Below are 26,135 nucleotides of genomic sequence, written 5' to 3'. Positions count from 1 at the left end.
CGACCGTCCGGCCCGCCGTACGGCCTGATCTACCGGACGGCGGGGTGAGCCGTTACGGTGGGCAGCGCGCGAAAGGGGTTGATCACGATGAGCGAGACCGGCTTCTGCCCGGAGCTGGGTGACGACGTGCGGGAGGTGCGCGACTGGGTGCGGGAGTTCGCCCGCACGGTCGTCCGCCCCGCCGGGGCCGAATGGGACGAGCGCGAGGAGACGCCCTGGCCCGTCATCCAGGAGGCCGCCCGGATCGGCCTGTACTCGCTCGACTTCTTCGCCCAGCAGTGGTTCGAGCCCAGCGGCCTCGGCCTGATCGCCGCGTTCGAGGAGCTGTTCTGGGGCGACGCCGGCATCGGCCTGTCCATCGCCGGCACCGGCCTGGCCGCCGCGTCCCTGGCCTCCGGCGGCACCCCCGAACAGGTGGGGGAGTGGCTGCCGCAGATGTTCGGCACCCCCGACGACGTCAAGGTCGGCGCGTTCTGCGCCTCCGAGCCCGACGCCGGCTCCGACGTCGGCGCCATCCGCACCCGCGCCGTCCCCGACGGCGACGACTGGGTCCTCAACGGCGTCAAGACCTGGGTCACCAACGGCGGCATCGCCAACGTCCACGTCGTCGTCGCCTCGGTGGACCCGGCGCTGGGCACCCGGGGCCAGGCGTCCTTCATCGTGCCGCCCGGCACGCCCGGCCTGTCGATGGGCCAGAAGTTCAAGAAGCACGGCATCCGCGCCTCCCACACCGCCGAGGTCGTCCTGGAGGACGTCCGGGTGCCGGGCTCGTGCCTGGTCGGCGGCCGGGAGAAGCTGGAGGCCCGGCTGGCGCGGGTCCGCTCCGGCGGCCGGGCCGGCGAGCAGGGCGCGATGCGGACCTTCGAGACCACCCGCCCGGTGGTGGCGGCGATGGCCGTGGGCATCGCCCGCGCGGCGTACGAGTACGCCCGCGACTACGCCCGCGAGCGCGAGCAGTTCGGCCGGAAGATCGGCGAGAACCAGGCGATCGCGTTCCGGCTCGCCGACATGGCCACCCGCGTCGACATCGCCCGCCTGATGACCTGGCGCGCGGCCTGGATGGCCCGCAACGACCGCGCCTTCGGCCAGGCCGAGGGGTCGATGTGCAAGCTCGTGGCCAGCGAGGCCGCCGTCTGGGTGACCGAGCAGGCCATCCAGATCCTCGGCGGCGCCGGCTACACCCGCGAGCACCCGGTCGAGCGCTTCCACCGCGACGCCAAGATCTTCACCATCTTCGAGGGCACCAGCGAGATCCAGCGCCTCATCATCGGCCGCGCCGTCACCGGCCTGCCTGTCCGCTGACCTCGCATGACACCGGGCCGGCCCCGCCGCTCCCCATGGCGAGGCCGGCCCTCGCCATGGAGCGGCGGCGGCGTGCCCGGGGCGGCGGGTGGGCACGCCACCAAGGGATGAACGAACGCGCCGCTCAGGGCGAGGATGCAGGGATGTGAAAAGACCCCGGCGGCGTGAGGCTGACGGAGCCTTGGTGTGGGTTGGCGCCGTGCTGGTCATTCCGCCGAGTCGGCATCCTTGGTGGCCTCGGGCGAGGGCGATGCCTGCGCTGTCCGGACGGCCTTCTTCGCCGACGCCCCCACCTGGCCCTCCGCTCCCGAACGTGTCCCCAACCGCCAGGTAGCGGAGTGAGAGGTAACGATTGCGGTTCGTGATCGTTTTGGTGGGGTGAATGCGGCTGGTTAGGTGCGGTTTCTGCTTGATCGTGTTCGTGTCGGAGACGGTCGGGTGGAGGGCGGGTTCGGGTGCGTCGGGAGTGGGAGCCTGAGGCGCTGATCGCGGCGTGGACGCTGCTGGACGGTGACTGGGATCTGGTGGGGAACAAGACGGGGGCGACTCGTCTGGGGTTCGGCCTGTTGCTGAAGTTCTTCGAGCAGGAGGGCCGGTTCCCCCGGCACGTGGGTGAGCTGCCCAAGGCCGCTGTCGACTACATGGCGGGGCAGGTGAAGGTCGATCCGGCGTTGCTGGCGGAGTACGACTGGTCGGGCCGGTCGATCGAGCGGCACCGGGCGCAGGTGCGGGAGGCGCTGGGGTTTCGGGAGCCGACCCGGGCGGATGAGGACGTGCTGCGGCACTGCACCGACGCCACCATCGACCGCCAGTACACCGATAGTCATGGCCAATCCGTGGTCGGGTTCGCCTTCTCCTATCTGCTGGGGTTCAAGCTTCTGCCACGGATGAAGAAGATCGCCCGGCAGAAGCTTGTGAAAGCCGATGTCGACGATCCGGTCCCTTCCAGCTTGAGCGGCATGGTGTCCGACAAGCCGATCGACTGGAAGATCATCGCCCAGCAGTACGACCAGATGGTCAAGTACGCCACCGCCCTGCGGCTCGGAACGGCCGAGGCCGAACAAGTGCTGCGCCGTTTCACTCGCGGCGGCCCCAAACACCCCACCTACCGGGCCATCGAGGAACTCGGCAAGGCGGTCAAGAGCATCTTCGTCGCCGAGTACATCGCCGCCCAAGAGCTGCGCCGCGAGATCCACGAGGGCCTGCAGGTCGTGGAGAACTGGAATTCGGCCAACACCGACCTGTTCTACGGCAGCGCAGGTACCCTGCCCGGCAGCGACAAGGAGCACCAGGAGGTCTCCATGCTGAGTCTGCACCCGTTGCAGTCCGCACTGGTGTTCATCAACACTCTGCTCGTCCAGTCCGTGCTGAAGGATCCGGCCTGGCAGGAGAAGATGACCGATGCCGACAAGCGAGGTCTTTCACCCTTGTTCTGGTCCAACGCCAACCTGCACGGGACGATCGACATCGACATGGACCGCCGCCTCGATCTCGGCCTCGCGGCCTGATCCCTTTCCCGTCCCTTCGGTCAGGCTGATCGAGGGGACGGGACGCTCTGGTGGGGCAGCAGATCGGCCAGAGCGGTCCGGATGGCGGCCCGGCTCACCCCGTGGGCGCGTGCGAGAGCCGCGATCGAGGCGCCCTGTTCCTGGTACGCCGCCCGCACCTCTCCGAGGCGGGCGCCGGTCAGCACAGGCGGCCGGCCGCGGTAGCGGCCTTCGGCCTCCGCCGCGGCGATCCCCTCGGCGGTCAGCTCGTTCTGCAGGTCGCGCTGGAACTGCCCGACAGCCGTGATCACGTTGATGATCAGGGCGGTCGTCGCGTCGTTGGCGGCCAGATCGTGGAAGTTGGACAGCGGCCCGGACAGGACCCGCAGCACCACGCCGCGGGCCTGGCACCACTCGCGGACGGCGTGGATGTCGACCAGGTCGCGGCAGAGCCGGAACAACTCCGACACCGTGAGGGTGTCGCCGGGGTGCGCAGCGGCGGCGACCCGGGCGAACGCAGGCCGCTCCAGCGCGGGGATCTTGGATGTGGTCGCCGGGTCCTCGAACAGCAGGACCCCTTCGGCCGGGTGGAATCCCTCGGCGACGCCCTCGGTCCGGACCAGCAGCCCGGCCTCGGTGAGGATGTGCCGCTGCCGAAGCAAGGACTGGGTCGCGGTGGACGAGCGGGAGTAGACGATCCGCACCGGCGCTCCTCTGGAAGGACGGAGCCCTGTTCTATCTGTCGGAAAATACTGTCGTCAATCGGCGCTCAAAATCAGCCCTCTGGCGGGGCGTTTCGTCCACTGATGTCCGCTTCTCAGGGCTTGGTGAACACCCTGTCGGGAAACCATCTAATCCCGACACCTCGCGAGGGCGCCACCTGAAGATCAATTCCTGCTTTGGGGTGGGGCCGCGCTCGGGAGCGGAGGACCGGGTTGCGCAATCTCGGCAGTCACACCTGGAGAGTGCCCTTCCGAGATCGCGTCAATCTCGGGACCGCCACACTGAGGCTTCTCGTGGACGGTTCAGCCGCGTCAGAACCAGAGGCCGCAATGGTAGGCGCTGTTCATGTTGATCGGTCGTACCGTGTCCGGAGCGAGCTTGAGCGCACGGTCGGCGGCATCCAGACGGGGCCATCTCGTACTGCCCGCCCCGTTGGGGTCACCGGTCCGGACGAACCTGGCCCAGTAACCCACGAGCCGGTCGGCCAGGCGCCGCTGCGCCGCGCTGAGCCCTGGGCCGTCGGGGAAGTCGAACAGGTAGAAGGTCTCGGCTCCGTGCGCGGTTGCGGGCCGGACGTGCGCGGGCAGAGGGCTGCCGCTGGGCGTGGGTGCCGACGGGTCGGCGAAGACGTAGGCGTAGGTGGACGCCTTTCTCGCATGCTCACGGCCCGACTTCCAGGAGGGACAGATCCAACCGCTGTCGCTGAACACGCGGCTGGCCGCCGCGGTGGGAGAGGTGAAGCGCCGCGCCGGGTAGCGTCGTTCGACCTGTGGCGCGGCCGAGGCAAAGGCGGTCTTGAGCATGGTCGGGTACTGGCGGGTGGTGATGCCTTGCGGGTAGAGGCCCAGGGTGAACTCGACATGCTCGTCGCGGGCGTTGCCCTGCAGCAGCGGTATGGCCATCTGCTTGCCCGCGGCGAAGACCTTGGCCGGCTCTTGCGGGACGAAGCTGGTGCCGTAGGCGAGCAGCGGGAACTGGGCAGTGTACGGCAGCAGCTCCTCGGCGCTCTTGCGGCGCAGGCAGGCCACGTCGGCGCAGTCCAGCTGCCCAGCCAGAGCCTGGCCGGCGCCTCGGATCGCGTCGATCGGGTGCCAGGAGGAGATCGCGGGCATGCCCTCGCCCATCGCGCCGGCCGGGTGGCTGGTGCGGCACGAACCGCTTTGGATGATCGCCCGGTGGAACAGCCCCCGGGCGGCCGGTGAGGTCATGAGGGTGCAGGTGCTCATCGCGCCGGCCGAGGCTCCGGCGAGAGTGACCTTGCCGGGATCACCGCCGAACGCGGCGATGTTGGCGCGCACCCAGCGCAGCGCCGCCACCTGGTCCTGCAGGCCGAAGTTGCTGGCTTCGCCGAGCTCGGGGTGGGCGAAGAAACCGAACACGCCGAGCCGGTAGTTGACCGTCACGACCACGATGTCTCCGGCCCTGATCAGCCGGGCCGGGTCGTATATCGAGCCGGTGCCGGTGATGAAACCGCCGCCGGGCACCCAGACCATGACCGGCCGTCCCTTGCCTGGCCGGGCTGGCGTGGTCACCTCCAGGGTCAGGCAATCTTCGCTCTGCGGGGTGCCCTTGGGCATGTCAGGCGCTTGCGGCTGCAGGCACGCCGGTCCCGCTTTCGTCGCGTCGCGGGTGCCGGTCCAGGATCTCGCCGGCTGAGGCGGCTGCCAGCGCTGCTCCCCGACGGGCGGAGCAGCGTACGGGAGGCCGCGGAAGCGTCGGATCCCGTCCTGATCCGTGCCACGTACCTTGCCCGACTCCGTCACGGCCACGAGGGCTGAGCTGTCGCCGGCATGAGCAGGCAGAGCGTTCGCCGCGAGCATCGCTGCGCAGGCCAGCGCGGTGAGGACCCCGGCGGCCGCTCGCGCGTGGCCGGTCATCGCCCGCGTCCGTTCCGCTTGGTCTGCTTGCCGCCCCAGCCGGCCAGAAGGGCTCCGGCGACGGCGGCCGTCGCGTAGAGCGTGAGCCGTACCGCGAATCCGCCCGGCAGCCAGGCGAGCAGCCCGGCGTTGCCGTGGTCGGCCAGCAGCCGGATGGCGCCCTGTGCTCCCAGCGCCAGCAGCAGCATGCCGACGATCAGCACGGTGACGTGCTTCATATGGCCTGTCCCCCATCGCTCTCGAAGGGCATGGACACGCCCCCCACCTGTTATGGTTCGATCGAACCATAACAGCCTTGTGGTGCGATCGCACCACAAAAGAACCGCAGGAGGCGACCGGCATGCCGAGACAGGCCGACCATGATCGGCGCCGCCGCCAGATCGCCGAAGCCGTCTGGCGCCTGGCCGTCGGCGGCGGCCTGGAAGAGGTCACCCTGAGACAGGTCGCCGCCGAGGCCCAGGTCTCCGCCCGGCTGCTGCAGTACTACTTCGGCACCCGCACCGACCTGTTGCTCGGCGCGCTGAAGATCCTCAACGACGATGCCGAGCACCGGGCCCGCGAACGCCTCGCCCTGCTCGGTGAGACACCCGGCATGCACGCGATCGTGCGGGGAGTGCTGCTCGAACTGCTCCCCGTGGACGAGGAACGGCGCACCCGGCACCTGGTGTACGCCGCCTACTTCGTCCGTTTCCTGACCGACCCCGACCTGGCCGGGGTCGCCCGCGACGCGCCACGCGCGCTGGAGGACCTGGTCGCCGGCCTGATCACGCAAGGCCAGGACACCGGTCAGGTGCCCCGGCGCGTCGACGCCGCGGCCGAGGCCGCCTTCCTGGTGGCTGGCGCCGAGGGGCTGCAGTCGAGCGTCCTGCTGGGGCAACGGACGGCCGACGAGGCCGTCGCGATGATCGACCATCAGCTCGCCCGCGTCTTCACCCCGACCCCTGCATGACCACCTCCCCGAACCTGTCCGTGCCCGCCACCCGCCTTGCGGCGGCGGCCGGGCGAGGAGCGTCAGCCGCCCGGCCGGTGCGGCGCTCGGGTTGTCCTGGCCATCACTGTGCGCGCAGGCGATCGTTGCCCACTGGACCAACGGTGCGACGGCGGTATTGCTCGCTGGCCTGACACCGCCTGCGCGCAGATGGTCGGACGGGAAAGCAGCGATCACATCGACGTCACCTCTGCGGCGACGGACACGGACCGCCTCACCGCAGGGCTGGCTGGGCCAGCATCGCGGAGAACTACGCGGCACCCGCCGCCGAATACGGTGAGTCCGCGCCGACGGCTCACTAACGCCACTGACGGTTCGGTTGCTGCTCAACCCCCTACTCGCCAGCCGGGGGCCCTCAGCCCCCCGGTCAGGAAACAGCAAGCAAGAGCAGGATGACCAGCGAGCCCGCGGTCGTGAGGAGGAAGCGCGCCAGGACGAGCGGATGGAACCAGCCGGGGAACGCCGCCTTCGCCGCCCCAATCAGCGACTTGGCGTCGATGTCGGCGGTGCCGGACTTGCGCAAGGCAGCCTCCACATAGCGGACGACGAAAACCTGGGAGGCGGTGACGAAGCCGCCGGCGATCAGCAGGATGGGCTGAAGGATCCAGGTGAGCATTGGCTGATCGAACAGATTCAGCACGGCAAGCGTCGCCAGACCCGCGGCGATCGCCACGGACGCCGTCACGCTGGTGGTGCTGGCGGTGAAGTCGAGGCCGTGCTTGGTCAATACGGCGGGGCTGTGGCCCTGTCGGTGAATCTCTGCATCGGCTTCTTTCTGAGCGGCGGCGCCGTACCTATGGCCGGCCAGCGGAACGACCAGGTACGTCAGGGCCAGCAGGAACTGCAGGGCGACATGCTGACCAAGGAGCAGATCGTCCGGGCAGCCGTCGAGGTACTCGACGCCGAAGGCGTGAACGGGCTGAACATCCGCCGTCTGGGCGCACACCTCGGGTCGGCCGCATCGGCGATGTACTACCACGTCAAGAGCAAGGACAAGCTGGTAGTTCTCGCCGCCGACCACGCGTTCGGCGAGATCCCGCTGCCCGACACCGCCACAGTCGGGTGGCGGGAAGCCGCCGCGTCGCTGGCGCGTGGAGCGTATGCCATGGTCGTGCGGCACTACTGGTTGATCCCGGCGATGAGTACGCACCTCATCTACGGCCCCAACAAGGCCCACTTCGACGAACAATCCCTGACGATCTATGAGTCGGCGGGCTTCACCCAAGCCGAGGCCGACCAGGCAGCCGCTACCGTGCTCATGTTCGTGATCGGTGCCGCGCAGGGCCAGGCGGCACAGGCAGCCTGGCAGGCGCATCTACGACGAAACGGCGCCGACGCCGACAAAGAGCTCCAAGGGATCACCGCTGAGATGCTCGCGATCGCCCAGACCCTCCCCCGGCTGCGGGTCCGCGTCGACTCCGCCGCCATAACCCCGCCCGGGGACCCGTTCGAGTTCGGACTCCAGACACTTCTGGCCGGACTGGAATCGCGCATCCATTCCCCGACATCGTCAGCTCCGTGACGACAGTCATGGCGTCTATATGCCGTCACTGTTGTTAGACACCGGAGCATCGCCGGCCTTACACGACCCGCAGGCACCCACCTGAAACGATCACGAACCGCAATCGTGATGTCTCACCCCGCTACCTGGCGGCTGGGGACACGTTCGGGAGCGGAGGGCCCACCTGGAACGCGGTGCGCAACCTGATGATCGTCAAGGCGTGCTCCAGCGGGGGCGGGAGGCCCGATAAGACGAGGTCGCGGTGTTGTTCCCGGCCCTACCTGAGCGGCCGTCGGCATCAGAGGACCTTTTGGCGGAGCGCGGAGACCTCGCTCGCCAGGGGTCGTCACGCACTGTGACCAGGGGGCGCGACGAAGATCAGGACAGAAGCGGGAAGTGTTCCGCTTGGGGGCCGAGCAGGATCCGCTCGTCCCCTGTCAAGGCCCGGCGACCGGTCGCCGCGGCCAGAAATGCTTGATCATCCCAGTTCAAGGCGGCTGGAATCCCTGTGCCGAGCAGCGCGGTGAAAACCGGTCGCGTGACGTGCAGCGCGGAGGGCGAGGTCCATGGCGTCCGCTTCAGGGTCAACGCGACGTCCAGCCCATGGGCCGCGACGGAGACGACACGGGTGACGACCCAGTCGGCCAGTCTCATCGCACCTCGGCCGGGGATCAGGACGATGCGGTCCAGATCTTCTCGGCTCAGTTTGGTGATCGAGTCGTGGGAAACCTCATCGAACCATCGGACCGCAGAGGTCGAGACGAGGACCCTCCGGGTCAGTTCCTGGGTCCGATCAACGCCCGTGTCCCGCCGGCACGGACCGATCGCCCGGCCCGGGAGCGACCGTCGTGAGTTCTCCCGCCCCCGCCTCAGCCCTCCCGGACTCCGGCCCCCGGGACCTCGGCACCGCCGGTGCCGCCGATCCACGGCCCGGAGGAGAAGGTCGCCGGGAGGACTCGTCTCGCTGCTCGGCGCGCGGTACGGCTGTCAGACGTGTGCTTTCGGGCGCGTGGCGGAGGCGACCGCGACGGCTGCGGCCAGCGGGTCGCGGGCCGGGCGGCCGAGAAGGTCCGTGAGGGCGGGAGCGGTGCCGTCCAGGAAGCCGTGCCGGATGCCCGTGGCGATCGAGGCGAGCATGGGCGGCTGGAACGGCAGGAGCCCCGGCGCCTCCAGGAGCCTGCGCCGGTACTCGCCCAGGCCGATGGCGCGGTGCGGGACCCCGAGCCGGTCGGCCACCTGACCCGCCGTGATCGGCGTACCGACGAGGTCGTAGACGCGTCCACTGTGTCCCGCCGGACTCGCCGCGACGATCGCCGCGGCATCGGCGAGGTCCTCCCGCGCGACCGCCGCCAGGGCGCCGTCCCCGAACGGGGACTCCACACCGTCTTCGGCCCACATCAGCAGACCGCCGAAGAGTTCGGCGTACAGGCCGTTGCGCAGGATCGTCCACGGCAGTCCGCTCGCCCGCACAAGGCGTTCGGTGGCACGGTGCGCCGCCGCGAAACCGAGATGGTCGCCGGCCGTGGTCAGGCTCGTGTAGACGACATGGCCGACGCCGTCGAGGACGGAGGCGTCCAGGACCGCCGCGTGCCGCTCGATGACCTGGTCGTCCTCGGCGTAACCGGCGGAGATCAGCACCAGGGTCGACACCCCGGCGAGATCGAGACCCGCGTGGTCATCGAAGTCGAGACGCCGCATCCCCTCGCCCGGCGTGCGGCTTCCACCCGTCGCGGCGATGCCGCGGGCACGCAGCGCGGCAAGGGTGGCCGAGCCCAGGTTCCCGTTCGCTCCCGTCACCAGGATCATGTCAATCACAGTCTTCCGTCGTGGTTCTCATCGGTAACTAAGCTTGATCCTCGATCGCAACGCCCACCGGCCACAAGAAGGCAGTTCGATGTCACCCACGCACACCGGGGTAACCGCCCCCGCCGCCCTCGACCCCTGCGGACGCGCAAACCACCCCGACTGCGGCATTCGCGATGTCCTGGACCGCATCGGCGACAAATGGTCGGTGCTCGTGATCGTTGAACTCGCGAGCGGGCCGCGCCGGTTCCGCGAGCTGCAACGCGCCATCGACGGCATCTCCCAGCGCATGCTCACCCTCACCGTGCGCAGGCTCGAACGTGACGGCCTCGTGCTGCGCACCGTGTACCCGACCGTTCCGGCCCAGGTCGACTACCGCCTGACCGGGACCGGGGCCGATCTGACCCACCTGGTCAAGGCGCTCGCCGACTGGTCACTCGCCCACCGCGCCGTCATCGCCGAGGCGCGGCACGCATACGACCAGACCCACCCCGACCATGACATCCGCTGACGAGGGCCGCTGTCGCCGTACATCGGCTACTCGTGGGGGCGGCGCCGGCCGATGCGGCGGGTGCTCAGGACCGGTGGCCGGCCAGGCCGGTTGACGGAAGCCGGAGGGCCTCACCGGCCGCATCGGTGAGACTCCTTCCCGTCACCGCGCCTGCTTCCAGTCCAGCTCGCCCTTCCGCACCGCGGGACGCCAGCCGCGGATCGGTCTCCCGGTCTCCAGGGAGTCGGCGGTGGCCCGAAGCAGGGCCAGGTAGGAGGGCCGGCCCACCGGGCCGTCGTAGCGCAGGTTCCGGCCGTACTCCTTCTCGCCGCGCGCGGGCCTGGGCCGGGCTGAGCGCCCGCGCCCGGATCGTCGCCCCCAGCTCCGTGTCCCGGCGCCCCTCGGAGTCGTAGCACGTCATCGATATGGAGCCGAAGCCCCCGATGCTGCACATGGACGTCTCGGCCGCCTCCGGCGCACCGGCCACGACGGCGCTTCCCACCAGCACGAGGGCGAGTGCTGCGCGGACGCCACGCGATGTCGGCATTCGCCGCACCCTACCGGCTCATTTTGATCTTCACCACAGAACGACCGGCACCGGCTCATGCCGACGAGCGGCAGGGGATACCGGTACGGCGACGCTCCAGTGCGATGGCCCGATGACCGGGGTCGCACGCGAGGCCGGCGTGCCGTGTGATCACCGGGGGACCCGGCGGCGCGTGCCGTCGTCGCCGGGCCCCTGTGTCGATGGTCAGGTATCTGAGCGCTTACGGCTCGGCGGCCGGCGCCCGTGGCGGTTCACGGGCAGGGCGGCGTGCTGAACGTCACGCCGTCCAGGAAGTTGCCGAGCGCGGGGCTGCCGCCCGTGGCCGACACCGACTCGAAGGCGAACCGGGTGGTGGTCTGCCCCGGAGGGACGATGTACGTCCCGGTGTAGCGGCGCCAGGCGGTGTTGTCGTCGGAGATGTCGGGGGAGGAGGCGCCGGTGGGGGTCTGCGCCACGGTCGCGCCCGGCGGGCCGACGAGCACCCGCATCACGTCGGTGCCGAGGCGGCCACGGTGGTAGAGCGACCAGGTCATCGGCGTACCCGGCACGGTGGGCAGGTCCTGGTAGAGCGTGGAGACCTCGTTGGCGTTGAGTTCGGCGAACTGCTGTCCGTCGGCCGCCGGGACCCCGCTCGCGCCGCCGCGCCAGAACTCCAGCTTGCGGTCGGTGGCGGTGGTCTGCCAGCCGACGGCCGGGTTGGTGGAGGCGTCGGGGATGGAGTAGTCGATCGTGGCCACGGGTGGTGCCTCGAAGCTTCCGTTGACCAGGCTGACCGGTTTCCAGTTGCAGGGGACGGTGACGGTGACCTTGGCGGTGCTGGTCCCGCAGTCGGTGGTGACGGTGTAGGTGAAGGTGTCGGTGCCGCTGAAGCCGGGGTCGGGCGTGTAGACCACGTTGCCGCCGGAGATGGTCGCGGTGCCGTTGGCGGGCTTGGTGACGCCGCTGATCGTCGGTGCGGTGGCGGTGTCGTTGGCCAGGACGGGCACGTTGACGGCCGTGCCCGGCGCGGTGGTGGCGGTGTCGTCGACGGCCGTGGTGGGGGCGATGGACTGCCCGCCGGCGATCTGGATCGGCGGGGCGGGGGTGTTGCCGCCGAGTTGGCCGGGGGCGGCGAGGACGCTGCTGATCCCGGTCGGCCGGATGGTCATGCTGTTGCCGACGGTGCCCTGCTTGACCCGGAAGGTGATGACCTTGGCCACCGGATCGGTCTTGGTGCCCGGCGAGGTGATCGTCAGGGTGTTGCCGCCGATGGTCCCGGTCCCCGACTGGCTGACGATGTCGGCGTTGGCCAGGAGGGACGACAGGTCCCACGTGGTGGTGTAGGTCCTCACCAGCAGCGGCCACTGGGCCGTGCGGTGCGTGACCGTGAGGGTGAAGGTGCCGCCCGGTGTGATCCGCCCGCCCCACAGCGGCGGGGAGGTGTCGACCGAGACCGTTCCGCTGCCCAGCCTCATGCCGAGCGCGTTCTTCCAGTAGTAGCTGACGGGGTAGGTCGCCTGCCCCTGCTGGAGGCAGGGCGCGGCGGCTCGCGTGGCGGCCTGCGGCGCGGTGGCGGTGTGCGCGCCCGCGTCGGCCGCGACCCGCGCCCCGGCCGAGGCCGGCAGAACCGACAGGGCGCAGGCCAGCACGGTGAGCGCGGATCTCGGGTGATGTGACCTCAACACTGAATTTCTCCCCTGCGTGAAGGATGCCTTCGTAGATCAACTTCACGGGGATGTTACTGTGCGGGTTCTTTAGATCACCCTTGGTGGCGAACGAGTGATCTTCGTGTCGTGCTCAGGATCCCGGCGGCGGCCCCGCGAACCGGGCACGGCGATCTTCCGCCGCCGGTCCGCGGGGCCGCCGCCGGGACCCGCTCCGTCAGGAGGCGACGACCAGGGCCTGGGGCGCGGCCTGCTTCATCCGGGTGCGCAACCACAGCATCTGGGTGGAGGTCTCCTGCTCGCAGGCGTTGACCGTGCCGAGCAGTTCCTCGTCCCGGGCGCCCTGGGCGGCCTGTCCGATCAGCGTCCAGCAGATGTCGCACTCGGCGGCCATGAGGTACAGGTCGTGCAGGTCCCGCAGCAGGCCCAGACCGCCGGCGCGGGTGCCTGAGAACAGCGTGGAGTGCAGCCGCTCGGGCTCGTCGGACGCCTCCTCGGAGTAGCGTCCGACGAACGGCTCCAGCCTCCGGGAGTGCTCCACGCACTGGTCGGCCAGCCGTTCGCAGATGTGGTGGACGTCCGGCTCGCCCGCGTGGCTCCGGCCGACCTCGCTGAAGGCGCCGGCCAGCTCGTTCAGGGAGCGGTGCAGCATCCCCAGGTAGTGCGCCAGATGCATGGTCACGCCTCCTCGGTGTCTCGTCGGGTCGGATCGGCCCGCCCCGTGTGTCCGCCGGCTCCCGCCGCATGCGCGCCCGCGCCCGCCGTATGGTCACCTGCCCGCGCCATATGGTCGCCCGCGCTCGCCGTACGGTACCGGCCAGGGGCTGTGCCGCCCGGGGAGCGACGCGGCGAGCCGCCCGGCGGCGGACGGGGGACCGTACGGCGTGCGGGGTCCCCACGGGTCGGTGATCCGGTCTGCCATCTCGGTCTCTCCTTTCCGGACGTGCGCGGACTCGGCGGATGATCGTCACTCCTACCCCACCCGTCACGCGACACACGCGGTGGCGGAGCGGGTGACCGTGTACAGGGTGCCTGTGAGCCGATCCGTGCCGTCAGGTGGTCAGCCGACGGCCGCGGCGCGGGGCGGATCGTCAGGGGCCCGGGTCCCTCGAAGAGCGTCCTGGCCACCCGGTGCCGGAGGTGAAGCAGGACGTGGCGGTGACGCCGACGCGGCTGAGGCCGGGAAGTTCCTTGGGCAGGCCGATTCATGGTTGCGCGCGACAGGAATGTCCTGCCGGGCATGGTGACCTCGCAGCCGAACCTGGAATCATGTGCCCGTCATGACAGGAGGATTCATGAGGCCCACCATCGTCCTCCTCGGCCCTCCGGAGGATCACAAGCGGATCGTGACCCGGCTTCGGCAAGCCGGTATCCATGACGAGGGACTGATCCTCGATCGACTCGACCGAGGGGAGTGCGGCTTCGGTGTGGACACGTCCGGGGATGTCCTGGACGAATTCAGTGAAGGGGAAGTGGACGGAATCCGCCACAGGATCGGCGAGTTCCAGGCGATCCTGCTCGAGTATTCCGGGGTTTCCTGTATCCGCGACCTCCTGGGTGAGTTGCTCCAGGGAGTGTCGGGATTGCTGGACACGAACTTCGGTGAGCTGATCGAGTACGAAGAGGTCCTGGAACGCTTCCGTCGCGACCCTCTCTGGGATTGGCGCTCCGCGGCAGCCGGATGCTCAGGAAGGCCAGTGGGGACGCGCCCAGTGATCAGCACGTAGACAGGCGGACAGCCTCAGGTCCGGGCAGATCTGAGGCTGTCGGGCCTGTGCGCTCTTTCAGCCGGTGTGGAGGATCCGGAAGCGATCGGGTTCCGCCGGGTCCCGATCGACGACCTGGATCGGCGGCCAGTCCCACTGCCGAACGCCGATGCCCGGCACGCGGGAGAACCGGATCCGCCCGCGGGTGCCTTCGACCGCGACGCGCGACCAGGCTTCGGCGGTGCGCGTCCGGTCCGCGCCTTGAGAACGCCACACGTCGGCGAGGACGGTGACCGTGTCGTAGCCCTCGAAGGCGACGAAGGAGGGCGCCTCGGCCAGCCGCTCACGGAGGGCCGTCTCGACGCGTGCACCGAGCGGGCTGAGGCGCTCGGGCAGGTAGCGCAGGAACGGGATCGCGGCGCCGTCGCCGCCCAGCAGCGTCGCCCATTCGGCGAACTCCGGCTGTCCGGCCGGAGCGCCGATCATGATCTCGGCGAGGCGCCGGTCGCGGCGGACGGACCTGACGATCGGCACCGCCGGCTCCGGGTGGCCGACCAGGAGAAGGAGTGCTGTCGCGCGACTGCCGGCGAGTTCGTCGCACACGGCCGCGGGGGTGAGCACGCCCATGTCGAGTTCGAGGACGGTGCCGCCGCGTGCGGCGAGGTGGTCCCGCAGGATGCGGGCCCCGGAGGCCCAGTAGACACTCGGCTGGGTCGCCACGGCGATCCGGCTGTGGCCCGCGCCGAGGAGGAAGTCCGCGTAGACCTGCCAGCCGCGGGACTGCGCCGGGGCGAGGCGCGCGACCCATTCCGTCGGCTGTTCGGTGAGCGCGTCGAGAACCGCCGACGAACAGAGGAACGGCAGGCCGAGGGCGTCGGCCCTGGCGGCGGCGGCGCGGGCGACGACGCTGTGATACTCCCCCGCCAGGGCGGCCACGCCCAGGCGGGCCAGCTCGTCCACGGCCGCCACGGCCCTCTGCGGGTCGGCTGCGGTGTCCCGGACCATCAGTTCGAGGGGCCTTCCGCCGATCCCGCCGGCGTCGTTGACCTCGCGAACGGCCAGCTCGAGTCCGGCGAGCAGGTGCCGGCCCGCCTCGACCCAGCCGGGCCGGGTCAGCGGAACGAGAGCGCCGATCCGGACGGCTGATCCGTCGGTTCGCTCCGCTCCAGGTGACGATGGTGGCGTATTCATGCGTCGGCGTCTCCCGAGTGATGATCCGGCCGCAGCCTGCCCGGATCGTAGAGTGAACGTCGGTGGCGCCGAGAGTAGCCGAGCAGGGAATGGCCGGCTTCGGCGCCCTGTCCAATCGCCGTCGGCCCGCCCCCGCCGGGAAAGCAGCCGCCGTATCAGCCCCCTGGGAAAGCGGTCGCCGTACCGGCCCCGCCGGGAAAGCGGCGGGGCCCGGCCGGTGACGCCCGGCCGGGCCCCGCTGAGGCGTTCACCCGGTCACCGGGCGAACCCTTCCCGACATCACCGGACCGGAGCCGCCCCCACCAGCAGCGCGGCGTCCGCCTCCGCCTGGACCGCGTCCAGGTCGTCGGCGATCTCCGCGCCCGCCACCGCGTCGGGCAGCGCGTCCTCCATGCGCCGCAGCGGCCGGTACCACAGTCCCAGCGCGCCCCACAGCGCCAGCAGCGCGCCGCAGGCGACGAGCAGCAGGCCGACGCCGCGGCCCGGTCCCACCCCGACGATGTCGCCGACGACGGTGCCGTCGAGGAGGCCGCCCGGGGCGAGCAGCGGGCCGAAGACGTCGTCGGCCAGCGGTGAGGCGGTGAGGAACGCCAGCGGCGTCATCGACACCGCCATCATCTGGTTGGTGGCCAGCACCCGGCCCTGCAGCTCCAGGCCGACCTTGAGCTGGATGATCGACAGCCAGTGCGCGTTCAGCACGCTGAGCGAGGCCCACGACAGCAGGCCGCCGAGGGCCGCCAGCGGCAGCGAGGGCCGCAGGCCCACCAGCAGCACGCCGATCCCGAGGCTGACCACGAAGCCGACCATGCCGATCGCGCGCCGCTCGGTGCCGCCCCAGAACACCATGACCAGGGAGCCCAGCACCGCGCCCAGACCCTGCATCGCGGTGACCAGGCCGACGCCGCCGACGTCGCTGAACGACATCACCGCCGGCACGGTCACCGACATGGCGAGCATGTTCAGGTAGTTCTGCACGACGAAGAACCCGATCATGATCATCAGCGGGCGGCGCCGTACGAGGAAGCGCCAGCCGCCGACGATGGCCTGGCCGAAGGACTCCTCCAGCCGGTAGAACAGCCGGTCGGGGAACCGTACGGCCAGCAGCGTGCCGAGCCCGGCGAGGAACGTGACGACGTCCACGGCCACCACGCCGTGCAGCCCGACCAGCGAGATGAGCGCGGCGCCGCCCAGCGGGCCGACGAGCATGCCCAGGCCGGTGCCGAGGTTGGCCAGCGCGTTGGCCTGCATGAGGTACGGCTTGGGCACCAGCTGCGCCACCGCCGCCAGGTAGGCGGGCCGGTGGAAGGCCGACACCAGCGACAGCATCCCGGCGACGATCCCGACCTGCCAGATCTCCAGCCGGCCCAGCCACAGCAGGAGCACCAGGGCGGCGGTGGCCACGGCGGAGACGCCGTCGCAGACCAGCATGATCCGCCGCCGGTCCACCCGGTCGGCCAGCGCGCCGCCCAGCGGCGCCCCCAGCAGCGACGGCAGCAGGGCGAGCATGCTGACCAGGGCGTAGTCCAGCACCCGGCCGCTCTTCTGGTAGGCCCACACGCCCAGCGCGAAGGAGGTCAGCGCCGCGCCGAGCAGCGACAGGGTCTGCCCGGCCGCGACGGTGTAGAAGCGGCGCAGGTCCCGGCGGGCGCTGCCGCCCGACACGCCGACCTCCCCGACCGGCTCGGGCAGCTCGCCCGCGGTCCAGCGGTCCAGGCGGTCGCACATCAGCCGGGCCAGGGACTCGGCCTGGTGCTTGAGGAAGTAGTGGCCGGCCTTGGGAATCGTGGCCAGGTCCACCCGGTCGGCGAACGCCCCCCACTCGCGGTAGCGCTCCTGGTAGAGCTCGGTGGCCCGGTCCCGCTCGCCGATCACGCACAGCAGCGGCGCGGCGAGCCTGCGCTGCTGCGCGGCGGGGTCGCCGAGGCGGCGGCTGAACCAGCCCTGTGCCTCCTCCACGTCGTGCCGCAGGCCGCGCAACATGATCCCGGTGTCGCCGAAGTCCTCGTCCAGGGCGCCCAGCGTGCGCAGGAAGTCGCGCTGGGCGCGGTCGGAGGACCAGCGGTGCGCCGGGAATCTACGGTTCCACCAGGCCGACAGCCGTCCGGGTAGTCGCGCGTCGGGGAAGCTGCCGCCGACGAAGACGCCGGCGACCGGCGTCCCGGCCTCCTCCAGCCGCAGTGCCAGCTCGGTCGCGGCGGCCGAGCCGACGCAGTGGCCGTACAGCACGATCGGGCCGGTCGCGTCGGCCTGCTCGGCCAGTTCGGCCAGGACCCGGTCGGTCAGCTCCGCCATCGGCAGCACGTCCTCGTCGGGCCGGGCCGGGTCGTGGCCGGGCAGCTCGACGGCGAGCACCGCGGTGGCGGGGGAGAGGCGTGCCAGCTCGGTGGCCAGCGGCTGGAACGCGGCGGCCGAGCCGCCGCCGTAGGGCAGGCACACGACGGTACGGCTCGCCCGGCGCGGACCGGCCAGGCGGTGCAGCAGCCCGGCGGGGGCGTCGGAGCCGCCGTCGAGGTGCGCGGCCAGCTCGCGGATCGTGGGCCGGGTGAACAGGTCGATCACCCGCAGCGCCGGGTCGATCTCCCGGACCGCCCGCACCGCGCGGAAGGAGTCGCCGCCGAGGTCGAAGAAGTCGTCGTCGACCCCGATCTCCGTCAGGTCCAGGAGCCTGGACCAGACCTCGGCGATCCGCAGCTCGGTCGGGGTGCCCGGCGCGACCCGCTCGCCGGCGGGCGCGGCCTCGGGGACCGGCAGCCGGGCCCGGTCGATCTTGCCCAGCGGGGTGAGCGGCAGGTCGTCCAGGACGACGATGCCGGACGGCACCATGTAGTCGGGCAGCCGCTCGCGCAGTCCGGCCCGGATCGCGGCGACGTCCACCGAGGCGGGCGCGACCCAGGCGGCCAGCCGCCGGGAGCGGCCCTCACCGACCGGCAGCACCGCGGCCTCCCGGACGCCGGGCTGCTCCTGCAGGGCGGCCTTCACCTCGCCCAGCTCCACCCGGAAGCCCCTGATCTTGACCTGGTCGTCGACCCGGCCGAGGAACTCCACGAGCCCGGCGGAGTTGAGCCGGACCCGATCGCCGGTGCGGTAGCAGCGGGCGGTCCCGTTCACCGGGTCGGAGACGAACCGCTCGGCGGTCAGGTCGGGGCGGTTCAGGTAGCCGCGGGCCAGGCTGGGCCCGGCCACCCACAGCTCTCCCGGCACCCCGGCGGGCAGCGGGCGGCCCGCCGGGTCGACGATGTGGCAGTCGACGCCGGCCAGCGGCCGGCCCAGCGGGACCGACCCCGACCCCGACGGCACCTCGGGCACCCGGCCGCCGAGCACCGAGACCGTCGTCTCGGTCGGCCCGCAGTGGATCTGCACCTCCAGGTCGGGGCGGGCCGCGCGGATCCGCTCGGCGAACTCCCACGACGTCGCCTCGCCGGCGAGGATCAGCAGCCGGCGCGGCAGCATCCGGGCCAGGTCGCCGTGGGCGGCCAGCAGCTCCAGGTGGCTGGGCACCATCTTGATCACATCGACCCGGTGGCTCTCCAGGTAGGCGGCGTACGCCTCCGGGTCGGTGGAGGTCTCCTGGTCCACCAAGTGGACCGCCGCGCCCTGGAAGAGCGGGCCGTACAGGCAGGTCATCACCAGGTCGGCGGCGATCGTGGAGACCACGGCGTAGGACTCGCACCCCTCGGGCACCAGCTCGGCCAGGCCGTGCAGGTAGTGCAGGGCCGAGCGGTGCTCGATCGCCACGCCCTTGGGTCGCCCGGTGGAGCCGGACGTGAAGATCACGTGCAGCAGGTGGCCGGGGGTGACGCCGGCGTCCACCGGCCCGTCGGGCCGGTCAGGCCCGCCGGGGTCGGCGGCCAGCAGGTCGGGCAGCACCAGCGCGCCGGGCACCCGGCCGGCGTACTCGCGGTCGGTCAGCACGACGCGCGCGCCGGCCGTCTCCAGGATGTAGGCAAGCCGGTCGTCGGGGTAGGCGGGGTCCATCGGCAGGTATGCGCCGCCCGCGCGCAGCACGCCGAGCAGCGCCGGGACCAGCCCCCGGTGCCGGTCGATCAGGATGCCGACCGGCTCGTCCGGCCGTACCCCGGCCGCGATCAGATGCCGGGCCAGGCGTTCGGCCAGCCGGTCCGCCTCGCCGTAGGTGATCGAGCCGGAGGCGTCCACCGCGGCGACCGCGTCGGGCGTGCGCCGCGCCCAGTCGGCGGCCACCTCGTGCAGCGGCCGGGTCAGGTCCATCGGGATCCGCGCGCCCGAGACGGCGGGCCCGGTCACCGGCTCCAGCGGCACGGCCGCCGCGGGCGCGTCCAGGTCGGCGAGCACGCCCTCCAGCAGGTTCAGGTACCAGCCGGCCATCCGCAGGGCGGTGGACTCGTCGAACAGGTCGGTGCGGTAGACCAGCTCGCCGTGGTACTCCTCGCCGGCGTTGGCGAAGGCGAGGTTGAGGTCGTACTTGGTGGTGCGCGGCGCCGGGTTGACGTCCTCGGCGGTCAGGCCGGGGAAGTCCAGCGCCCGCGGCGGGTCGTCCAGGACGTTCAGCATCACCTGGAAGATCGGCGTGGTGGCGAGGCTGCGCTCGGGGTGCAGCCGCTCCACGATCCGCTCGAACGGCACGTCGCGGTGGGTGAGGGCGTCCAGCACGGCGTCCTTGGTCCGGGCCAGCAGCTCCCGGCCGGTCGGCTCGCCGGACCGGTCGCCGCGCAGGACGAGCGTGTTGACGAAGCAGCCCAGCATGCGCGCGGTGTCGGGGTGCAGCCGCCCGGCCTCCGGCACGCCGACCGGCACGTCGTCGGTGCCGGAGACGCGGCCCAGCAGTTCCTGCCAGGCGGCCAGCAGCACCATGAACGGCGTGCAGCCGGTCTCGGCGGCGGTCTCGCGGATCCGGGCGGTCAGCGCGGGCGTCAGCCGTACCGGGACGGTCGCGCCGGTCCAGTCGGCGATCGACGGCCGGGCCCGGTCCACCGGCAGGTCCAGCACCGGTTCGAGACCGGCCAGCCGCTCGGTCCACCAGGTGACGTCGCCCTCCGGCCGCCCGGCCAGCCACGCCGCGTAGTCGGCGTAGCGCACCTGCGGCGGCGCGGGCGGGCCGGCCAGGCCGAGCCGCGCCGCGTACAGGGCGGCCAGCTCGGCCAGCGCCAGGTTCCGCGACCAGGCGTCGAAGGCGATGTGGTGCACGGTCAGCGCCAGGACGTGCTCCTCGCCGCCGGGCAGCCGCAGCAGCAGGGCGCGGGTGGGCGGCTCGGCGTCCAACGCGAACGGCCGGGCCAGCTCCTCGGACAGCCGCGGCCCCAGCAGGGCGGGGTCGCCGAGGTCCTCGACGGTGACCGGCACCCGGGCGGCCTCGACCGGGGTGGCGCCCTCGTCGGTGACCAGGCTGCGCAGCACCTCGTGCCGGTCGGCGAGGTCGCGCACCGCCCCGGTCAGCGCCTCGACGTCCAGCGGGCCGCGCAGCCGTACGGCGGCGGGCACGTTGTAGGCGGCCAGGTCGTCGAGCTGGGACAGGAACCACAGCCGGGCCTGGGCGGGGGACAGCGGGGCGGGGCCGCCGGTCGCCTCCCGGACGGGGATCGCCGGGACGGTCTGGGCGGCGGCGAGCCGCGCCGCCGCCAGCCGCGCCGACAGGGCGCCGCGGCGTTCGTCGCTGACGGTCATGGGATCTCCTTCACCGGTACGGCGCCCGGCGTGTCGTACCGGTCGTCGGTCGTCGCGAGTCCGCTCACGCCTCCGCCTCCAGGTCGTCCAGCAGCAGCTCCTCCAGGCGCGCGGCGTAGCCCGACAGCGTGCGCCGTTCGAACATCATCCGCACCGGCAACCGCAGGCCCAGGGCGTCACTCAGCCGGGCCGTGACGAGCGCGGCGGTCGCCGAGTGGCCGCCGACGGCGAAGAAGTCGTCGTGCGCGCCGATCTCGGAGCGGCCCAGCACGGTGGCCCACACCTCGGCGACCAGCAGCTCGGCCTCGGTGCTCGGCGGCACCGTCCCGGCCTCGTCGCCGGGCTCGGGCAGCGCGGTGCGGTCCACCTTGCCGGAGGCGGTGAGGGGCAGGGCGTCCATGACCACCCAGCGGTGGGGCACCATGTACTCCGGGAGCCGGGCGGCCAGGCGCCGCTCCAGCCCGCCGGTGTCGGTCCCCGGCGGCGCGGCGACGTAGCCGACCAGGTGGTCGCCGCCGTGGACGGTCACGGCCGCGTCGGCGACGTCCTCGCCCTCGCGCAGCACGGTCTCGATCTCGCCCAGCTCGATGCGGTGGCCGCGGACCTTGACCTGCCGGTCCCGGCGGCCGAGGAAGTCGAGCGTGCCGTCGGACCGCCAGCGGGCCAGGTCGCCGGTGCGGTAGCGGCGGCCGCCCGCCGGGTCCAGCGGGTCCTCGGTGAACGCCGCGGCGGTCAGCTCGGGCCGGCCGCGGTACCCCCGGGCCACGCCGACTCCGCCGATCCACAGCTCGCCGGCCGTCCCGGCGGGCAGCATCCGGCCCGCCCGGTCCAGTACGTAGGCCCGCTCCCCGGCCAGCGGGACGCCGATCGACACCGGGTCGCCCACCGGGGCGGTGATGCGGACCATGGTGGAGTAGATCGTGGTCTCGGTGGGGCCGTAGGCGTTCCACAGCTCGGCGACCCGCTCCACCAGTTCGGCGGCCAGGGCGGCGTCGAGCACCTCGCCGATGCTGACCACGCGCACGTCCCCGCCGCGCCAGCCGGAGGCGACCAGCATGCGCAGCATCGTCGGGGTCGCGGTCATCAGCGTGATCCCGGCCTCCTCGATCCGCTGGGCGACGGCCCGCCCGTCGAGCGCGTCGTCGCGGCCCAGCAGCTCCAGCCGCAGGCCGTGGCACAGGCTCACCCACAGGTCGAAGCCGAACACGTCGAACGAGAACGGCGTCAGGCCGAGCATCACGTCGCCGGGCCGGATCCCCGGCGCGAGCCGCATCGAGGCGGTGAACGCGGCGAGGTTGGCGTGGGTGACCTCGACGCCCTTGGGCCGGCCGGTGGAGCCGGAGGTGTACAGCACGTAGGCCAGGTCGCCGGGCTCCACCCGGGAGGCGCCGGTCCCCGCCGGGGAGACGTCGCCGGTCTCCGCCGCGGGCAGCCCGGCCAGGTCGACGACGGTGCAGCCGAACCGCCCGGCCACCTCCAGGCCCTCGCCCGCCGCGAGGATCACCTTGGCGCCGGAGTCCTCGACCTGGTGGCGGAGCCGTTCGGCCGGGTGGCCCGGGTCGAGCGGGACGTAGGCGGCGCCGGCCAGCAGCACGCCCAGCAGCGCCGCGGGCAGGTGGCGGTCGCGGGGCAGGCACACGCCCACGCAGGAACCCGCCGCGGCCGGGCCGAGCGCCGCGGCCACCCGCCCCGCCCGGGCGGTCAGCTCGCCGTAGGTCAGGACGCCCCCGGCGTCGGCGACCGCCGGCGCGTCCGGGCGCCGTACGGCCTGCTCCAGCACCGCCTCCACCACGGTCCGCGGCGTGTCGGCGGGCAGCGGCGCGCCGGTCCCGGCGGCCAGCAGCGCCGCCCGCTCCTCGGCGCCGACCACCTCGAACGCCGACAGCGGCCGGTCGGGGTGGGCCAGCGCGTCCTCCAGCAGGCGGATCAGCCGGTCGGTGAAACCTTCGGCCGCGGCCCGGCCCAGGTACTCCAGGTCGTACTCGACCTGGAGCTCGGGCCCGGCCGCGGTGTCGTTGACGTAGACGATCAGGGGTGCCTGTGCGCTGCCCGCGTCCAGCTCGCCGATCAGGTCCACGCCCACGCCGTCGCGCTCCAGCGAGAGGGGGACCTCCGCGGGCTGGATGGACAACGTGACGGGCGTCAGCACCGCGCCGGGCGGCCGCTCGACGCCGCCGACGTCGGCGCGGTCCCGCGCGGGCAGCGCGCGGTGGTCCATCACCCGGACCGTCGCGGTTCCCGCGTGCCGTACGGCCTCGCGCAGCGACAGCCCGTCGCCCAGGCGCAGCCGCACCGGCACCACGTCGACCAGCACGCCGACCACGGACTCCATGCCCGGGGCGGCGCGGTCGGCCACCGCGGCGCCGAGGACGACGTCCGGCCGGTCGGTCAGCCCGGCGACCAGCATGCCCAGCACCGTCAGGTGGACGGCGAACGGGGTGGCGCCGCAGTCGGCCGCGAGCTCGCCGATCCGCGCGGCCGTCGCCGGGTCGAGCGGGCGCACCAGGCGCTCGCCGCGCATCCGGCTGGGACGCCCGTCGAAGCCGGGCATCAGCTCGTACGGCGGGACCGCCCCGGCCAGCTCCTCGGCCCAGAAGGCCCGCAGCGTCCCGGTGTCCAGGACGGTGGCCTGCTCGTGCAGCGCGACGTCGCCGATCTGCAGCGCCGGCTCGGGCAGGGAGATGTCGCCGGAGTGGGCCAGGCCGTCGAGGAGCTCGTGCATCACGACCCCCAGCGACCAGCCGTCGAACGCGGTGTGGTCGGTCAGCAGCACCAGTTCCGCGCTGTCCGGCCCCGACCACAGCAGGGTGGCCCGCAGCAGCGGCGAGTCCCGGGTGACGTCGAAGCCGTGGGCGACCGCGGCGCTGCGCAGCCCGGCGGCCTCCTCCTCCGACGTCGGGCGGTGCTCGGTCAGCGGCACCGGGATCGGCGGCCCGACCTCGGCGGTCGCACCGTCGGTGACGACGGTGCGCAGCGCCTCGTGGCGGCGCACGATCCCGTCCAGCGCGGCGCGCAGCGGCTCGGCCGAGGCGAGGCCGCGCAGCCCGAGGCGGAAGGCGATGGCGGTGGAGCCGTGGTTCTGGCTGACCTCGCGCATCAGGCACAGGTCGCGGTGGATCCCGGTCAGCGGGTAGGTGGTCCGCCCGGCGTTGCGGACCAGCGGCGTCACCGCCGCGGGGGCGGCCTCGGCGATGTACGCCGCCAGCTCGGCGACCGTGGGGCGGGCCAGGAACGCCGTCAGCGGGACGCGGACGCCGAACTCGTGCTCGATCCTGACGCAGATCTTGGCCGCGGCCAGGGAGTGCCCGCCCAGGTCGAGGAAGTGGTCGTGTGCGCCGACCCGCTCGGCGCCGAGCACCTCGGCGGTGACCGCGGCGAGCCGCCGCTCGGTCTCGTCGCGGGGCGCGACGAACTCGGTGCCGGCGTTCCCCGCCGTTCCGGCGGCTCCGGCGGCCGGGGAGAACGTCACCGCGGGCAGCCGGGAGCGGTCGGCCTTGCCCGTCGGGCCGACCGGGATGGCGTCGAGGAAGACGATCCTCGCGGGGATCATGTAGTCGGGCAGCCACTCGCGCAGCCAGGACCGCAGCCCCCCGTCGTCGAGGCCGGGACCGGCCGGCTCGACGTAGGCGACCAGCCGCCGGGTGCCCTCGGAGTCGGTGGGGGCCAGCACGACGGCGTGGTTCACCAGCGGGTGGCGCGCCAGCCTGCCCTGCACCTCGCCCAGCTCGACGCGGAAACCCGCCACCTTCACCTGGTCGTCGATGCGCCCCTCGTAGAAGTGGACCCCGCCCTCCCGGCGGACCAGGTCGCCGGTGCGGTAGTGGCGCACGCCCGCGGCGTCGGTCACGAACCGCTCGGTGGTCAGCTCGGGCCGGTGCAGGTAGCCCCGGCCGACCAGCGGGCCGGCCACCCACAGCTCGCCGATCTCGCCGTCGCCCAGCGCCGCGCCGTCGGCGCCGCGCACCGACAGCTCCGACCAGGCGTACGGCATGCCGATCGGCGGCTCGCCCGCGGAGTCCCGGGAGATCTCGTGCGCGCAGCAGTGGACGGTGCACTCGGTCGGACCGTACAGGTTCACCATGCGCCGTACGCCGGGGTTGGCGAAGACGCGGTCGGCCAGCGCCCGGCTCACCGGCTCGCCGCTGGACAGCACCGTGCGCACGTTCGGCGGCAGCGGCTCCCGCAGCAGCGCGGTCAGCGCCGAGGCCGCCGCGCTGACCATCGTGACCTCGTCCTTCGCGGGCAGGGAGTGCAGCGCCAGGGGGCTCTCGGCGATGATCACCGTGCCGCCGAGCAGGAGGGGGAGGTAGAGCTGGGGGACCGACGGGTCGAAGCAGACCGAGGTCGAGGCGAGGAAGCCGGCCAGCTCCTCCTCGGTGAAGTAGTCGGCGTCCCAGCGCAGCAGCGTCATCACGTTGCGGTGCTCGATCATGACGCCCTTGGGGCGGCCGGTGGAGCCGGAGGTGTACATGATGTAGGCCAGGTCGGCCGGGTCGCTCGGCAGGCCGGGATCGTTCCAAGGCCGCTCCCCGACGGACTCCACCGGCACGATCTCGGTCTCCGGCAGCCGCTCGGCCAGCGCCGCGGAGGTGACCACGTGCGAAACCCCGGCGTCCTCGACGATGAACTCCAGCCGCTCGGCCGGGAAGGTGGACTCCAGCGGCACGTAGGCGGCGCCGGTCTTCCACACGCCCAGGAGCGCCGCGATCAGCTTCTCGTCGCGGTCCAGGCACACGCCGACGGTCGAACCCCGTCCCACTCCCCGGGAGAGGAGCTCGTGGGCTATCCGGTTGGCCTGCGCGTTGAGGTCGGTGTAGGTCGTGCGGGTCGCCCCGGCGACGACCGCCGTCCGCTCGGGGGTGCGCCGCACCTGCTCTTCGAAGGCCTTGTAGACCGGTTCGAGCAGCGTGAGTTTGCGAGCCACCTGCGATCTCCTCTTGGGGGCGGGGGTTGCTTGGAATGTACGCGGGCAAGGGTTGCAAAAGGTAGAAGGGCGATACAACGCAAAGATCGTTTCGTTACGTTAAAGAGGCGAATCGGACATATTTAGTTTTATGCAATGTTCCGCCCAGGTCGCGAAGGGTGACACTCCGTAAGACCGTTCGCGGAAAGATTTCGCGATGTGACGCGCTGGTGGCACGGGGTGTCGAGCTTTCTGGTGGTATTTACTGACTTTTCCTCGAAAAGTCATTAATGGCTGCTTGTCAGGGGCGTTCGATCTGGTTGCGCTCCGTATC

The 26,135-nt window shown here is 72.1% G+C and carries 18 protein-coding genes; 6 read left to right on the top strand and 12 right to left on the bottom strand.

All coding sequences use genetic code 11. The annotated features are described in order from the left end of the window. The first annotated feature begins 87 nt into the window (after positions 1-87). Together HDA43_RS01425 and HDA43_RS01420 are read left to right on the top strand one after the other, a co-directional pair. Complete coding sequence (locus HDA43_RS01425) at positions 88-1,302, top strand: acyl-CoA dehydrogenase family protein (protein ID WP_179817925.1); 1,215 nt, start codon at positions 88-90, stop codon at positions 1,300-1,302. Positions 1,303-1,757: 455 nt separating this feature from the next. After that, positions 1,758-2,810, top strand: a complete 1,053-nt coding sequence (locus tag HDA43_RS01420; RefSeq protein WP_179817924.1) for a Tn3 family transposase — start codon at positions 1,758-1,760, stop codon at positions 2,808-2,810. Positions 2,811-2,830: 20 nt separating this feature from the next. On the opposite strand, the gene HDA43_RS01415 is transcribed toward HDA43_RS01420, so the two are convergent. From HDA43_RS01415 to HDA43_RS01405, 3 genes are all read right to left on the bottom strand, one after another. Continuing rightward, entirely contained in the window at positions 2,831-3,493 is a 663-nt protein-coding gene (locus HDA43_RS01415) for a recombinase family protein (RefSeq protein ID WP_179817923.1), read from the bottom strand. Positions 3,494-3,823: 330 nt separating this feature from the next. After that, the gene (locus HDA43_RS01410) at positions 3,824-5,332 is read right to left on the bottom strand and encodes a carboxylesterase/lipase family protein (RefSeq protein ID WP_246424054.1); all 1,509 of its coding nucleotides are present in this window, start codon (positions 5,330-5,332) and stop codon (positions 3,824-3,826) included. Positions 5,333-5,385: 53 nt separating this feature from the next. Next, positions 5,386-5,607, bottom strand: a complete 222-nt coding sequence (locus HDA43_RS01405; protein ID WP_179817921.1) for a hypothetical protein — start codon at positions 5,605-5,607, stop codon at positions 5,386-5,388. Between the two features lie 122 nt (positions 5,608-5,729). On the opposite strand from HDA43_RS01405, the gene HDA43_RS01400 reads away from it, so the two are divergent. Continuing rightward, a complete protein-coding gene (locus HDA43_RS01400) occupies positions 5,730-6,338 on the top strand; it encodes a TetR/AcrR family transcriptional regulator (RefSeq protein WP_179817920.1) in 609 nt (202 codons plus the stop codon). A 406-nt stretch (positions 6,339-6,744) separates the two neighbouring features. On the opposite strand, the gene HDA43_RS01395 is transcribed toward HDA43_RS01400, so the two are convergent. Next, positions 6,745-7,104, bottom strand: coding sequence for a hypothetical protein (locus HDA43_RS01395; RefSeq protein ID WP_179817919.1), 360 nt, complete (start codon positions 7,102-7,104; stop codon positions 6,745-6,747). Between the two features lie 12 nt (positions 7,105-7,116). Here HDA43_RS01395 and HDA43_RS01390 point away from each other — a divergent pair, with 12 nt between their 5' ends. Then, complete coding sequence (locus HDA43_RS01390; protein ID WP_218911552.1) at positions 7,117-7,899, top strand: TetR/AcrR family transcriptional regulator; 783 nt, start codon at positions 7,117-7,119, stop codon at positions 7,897-7,899. A gap of 357 nt (positions 7,900-8,256) precedes the next feature. Here the strand turns inward: HDA43_RS01390 and HDA43_RS01385 are convergent, their stop codons facing one another. Both HDA43_RS01385 and HDA43_RS01380 read right to left on the bottom strand, forming a co-directional pair. Next, positions 8,257-8,532 (bottom strand): hypothetical protein, encoded by a 276-nt coding sequence (locus HDA43_RS01385; protein WP_179817918.1) that lies wholly within the window; start codon positions 8,530-8,532, stop codon positions 8,257-8,259. Positions 8,533-8,865: 333 nt separating this feature from the next. Further along, positions 8,866-9,684, bottom strand: a complete 819-nt coding sequence (locus HDA43_RS01380; RefSeq protein ID WP_179817917.1) for an NAD(P)H-binding protein — start codon at positions 9,682-9,684, stop codon at positions 8,866-8,868. 88 nt (positions 9,685-9,772) lie between these two features. On the opposite strand from HDA43_RS01380, the gene HDA43_RS01375 reads away from it, so the two are divergent. Then, positions 9,773-10,192, top strand: coding sequence for a winged helix-turn-helix transcriptional regulator (locus tag HDA43_RS01375; protein ID WP_179817916.1), 420 nt, complete (start codon positions 9,773-9,775; stop codon positions 10,190-10,192). Positions 10,193-10,333: 141 nt separating this feature from the next. Here HDA43_RS01375 and HDA43_RS35690 read toward each other — a convergent pair whose 3' ends face one another. From HDA43_RS35690 to HDA43_RS01365, 3 genes are all read right to left on the bottom strand, one after another. Continuing rightward, entirely contained in the window at positions 10,334-10,459 is a 126-nt protein-coding gene (locus HDA43_RS35690; RefSeq protein WP_281395008.1) for a hypothetical protein, read from the bottom strand. 510 nt (positions 10,460-10,969) lie between these two features. Continuing rightward, positions 10,970-12,382, bottom strand: a complete 1,413-nt coding sequence (locus tag HDA43_RS01370) for an Ig-like domain-containing protein (RefSeq protein ID WP_179817915.1) — start codon at positions 12,380-12,382, stop codon at positions 10,970-10,972. Between the two features lie 196 nt (positions 12,383-12,578). Next, on the bottom strand, positions 12,579-13,043 hold the full coding sequence (locus tag HDA43_RS01365) for a hypothetical protein (RefSeq protein WP_218911551.1): 465 nt from the start codon (positions 13,041-13,043) through the stop codon (positions 12,579-12,581). Positions 13,044-13,656: 613 nt separating this feature from the next. On the opposite strand from HDA43_RS01365, the gene HDA43_RS01360 reads away from it, so the two are divergent. Beyond that, positions 13,657-14,088: a hypothetical protein gene (locus HDA43_RS01360; protein ID WP_179817914.1), complete on the top strand. Its 432-nt coding sequence runs from the start codon at positions 13,657-13,659 to the stop codon at positions 14,086-14,088. A 57-nt stretch (positions 14,089-14,145) separates the two neighbouring features. Here HDA43_RS01360 and HDA43_RS01355 read toward each other — a convergent pair whose 3' ends face one another. From HDA43_RS01355 to HDA43_RS01345, 3 genes are all read right to left on the bottom strand, one after another. Next, the gene (locus HDA43_RS01355) at positions 14,146-15,258 is read right to left on the bottom strand and encodes an ABC transporter substrate-binding protein (protein ID WP_179817913.1); all 1,113 of its coding nucleotides are present in this window, start codon (positions 15,256-15,258) and stop codon (positions 14,146-14,148) included. Positions 15,259-15,537: 279 nt separating this feature from the next. Then, complete coding sequence (locus HDA43_RS01350) at positions 15,538-20,898, bottom strand: non-ribosomal peptide synthetase/MFS transporter (protein WP_179817912.1); 5,361 nt, start codon at positions 20,896-20,898, stop codon at positions 15,538-15,540. A 64-nt stretch (positions 20,899-20,962) separates the two neighbouring features. Continuing rightward, positions 20,963-25,822 (bottom strand): non-ribosomal peptide synthetase, encoded by a 4,860-nt coding sequence (locus HDA43_RS01345; RefSeq protein ID WP_179817911.1) that lies wholly within the window; start codon positions 25,820-25,822, stop codon positions 20,963-20,965. Positions 25,823-26,135 lie beyond the last annotated feature (313 nt).

It is taken from the genome of Streptosporangium sandarakinum (assembly GCF_013409935.1).
In the GTDB taxonomy this organism is placed as follows: domain Bacteria; phylum Actinomycetota; class Actinomycetes; order Streptosporangiales; family Streptosporangiaceae; genus Streptosporangium; species Streptosporangium nondiastaticum.
Note: the sequence above shows the minus strand (reverse complement) of the source record. Positions and strands in the feature narration are given on the sequence as shown.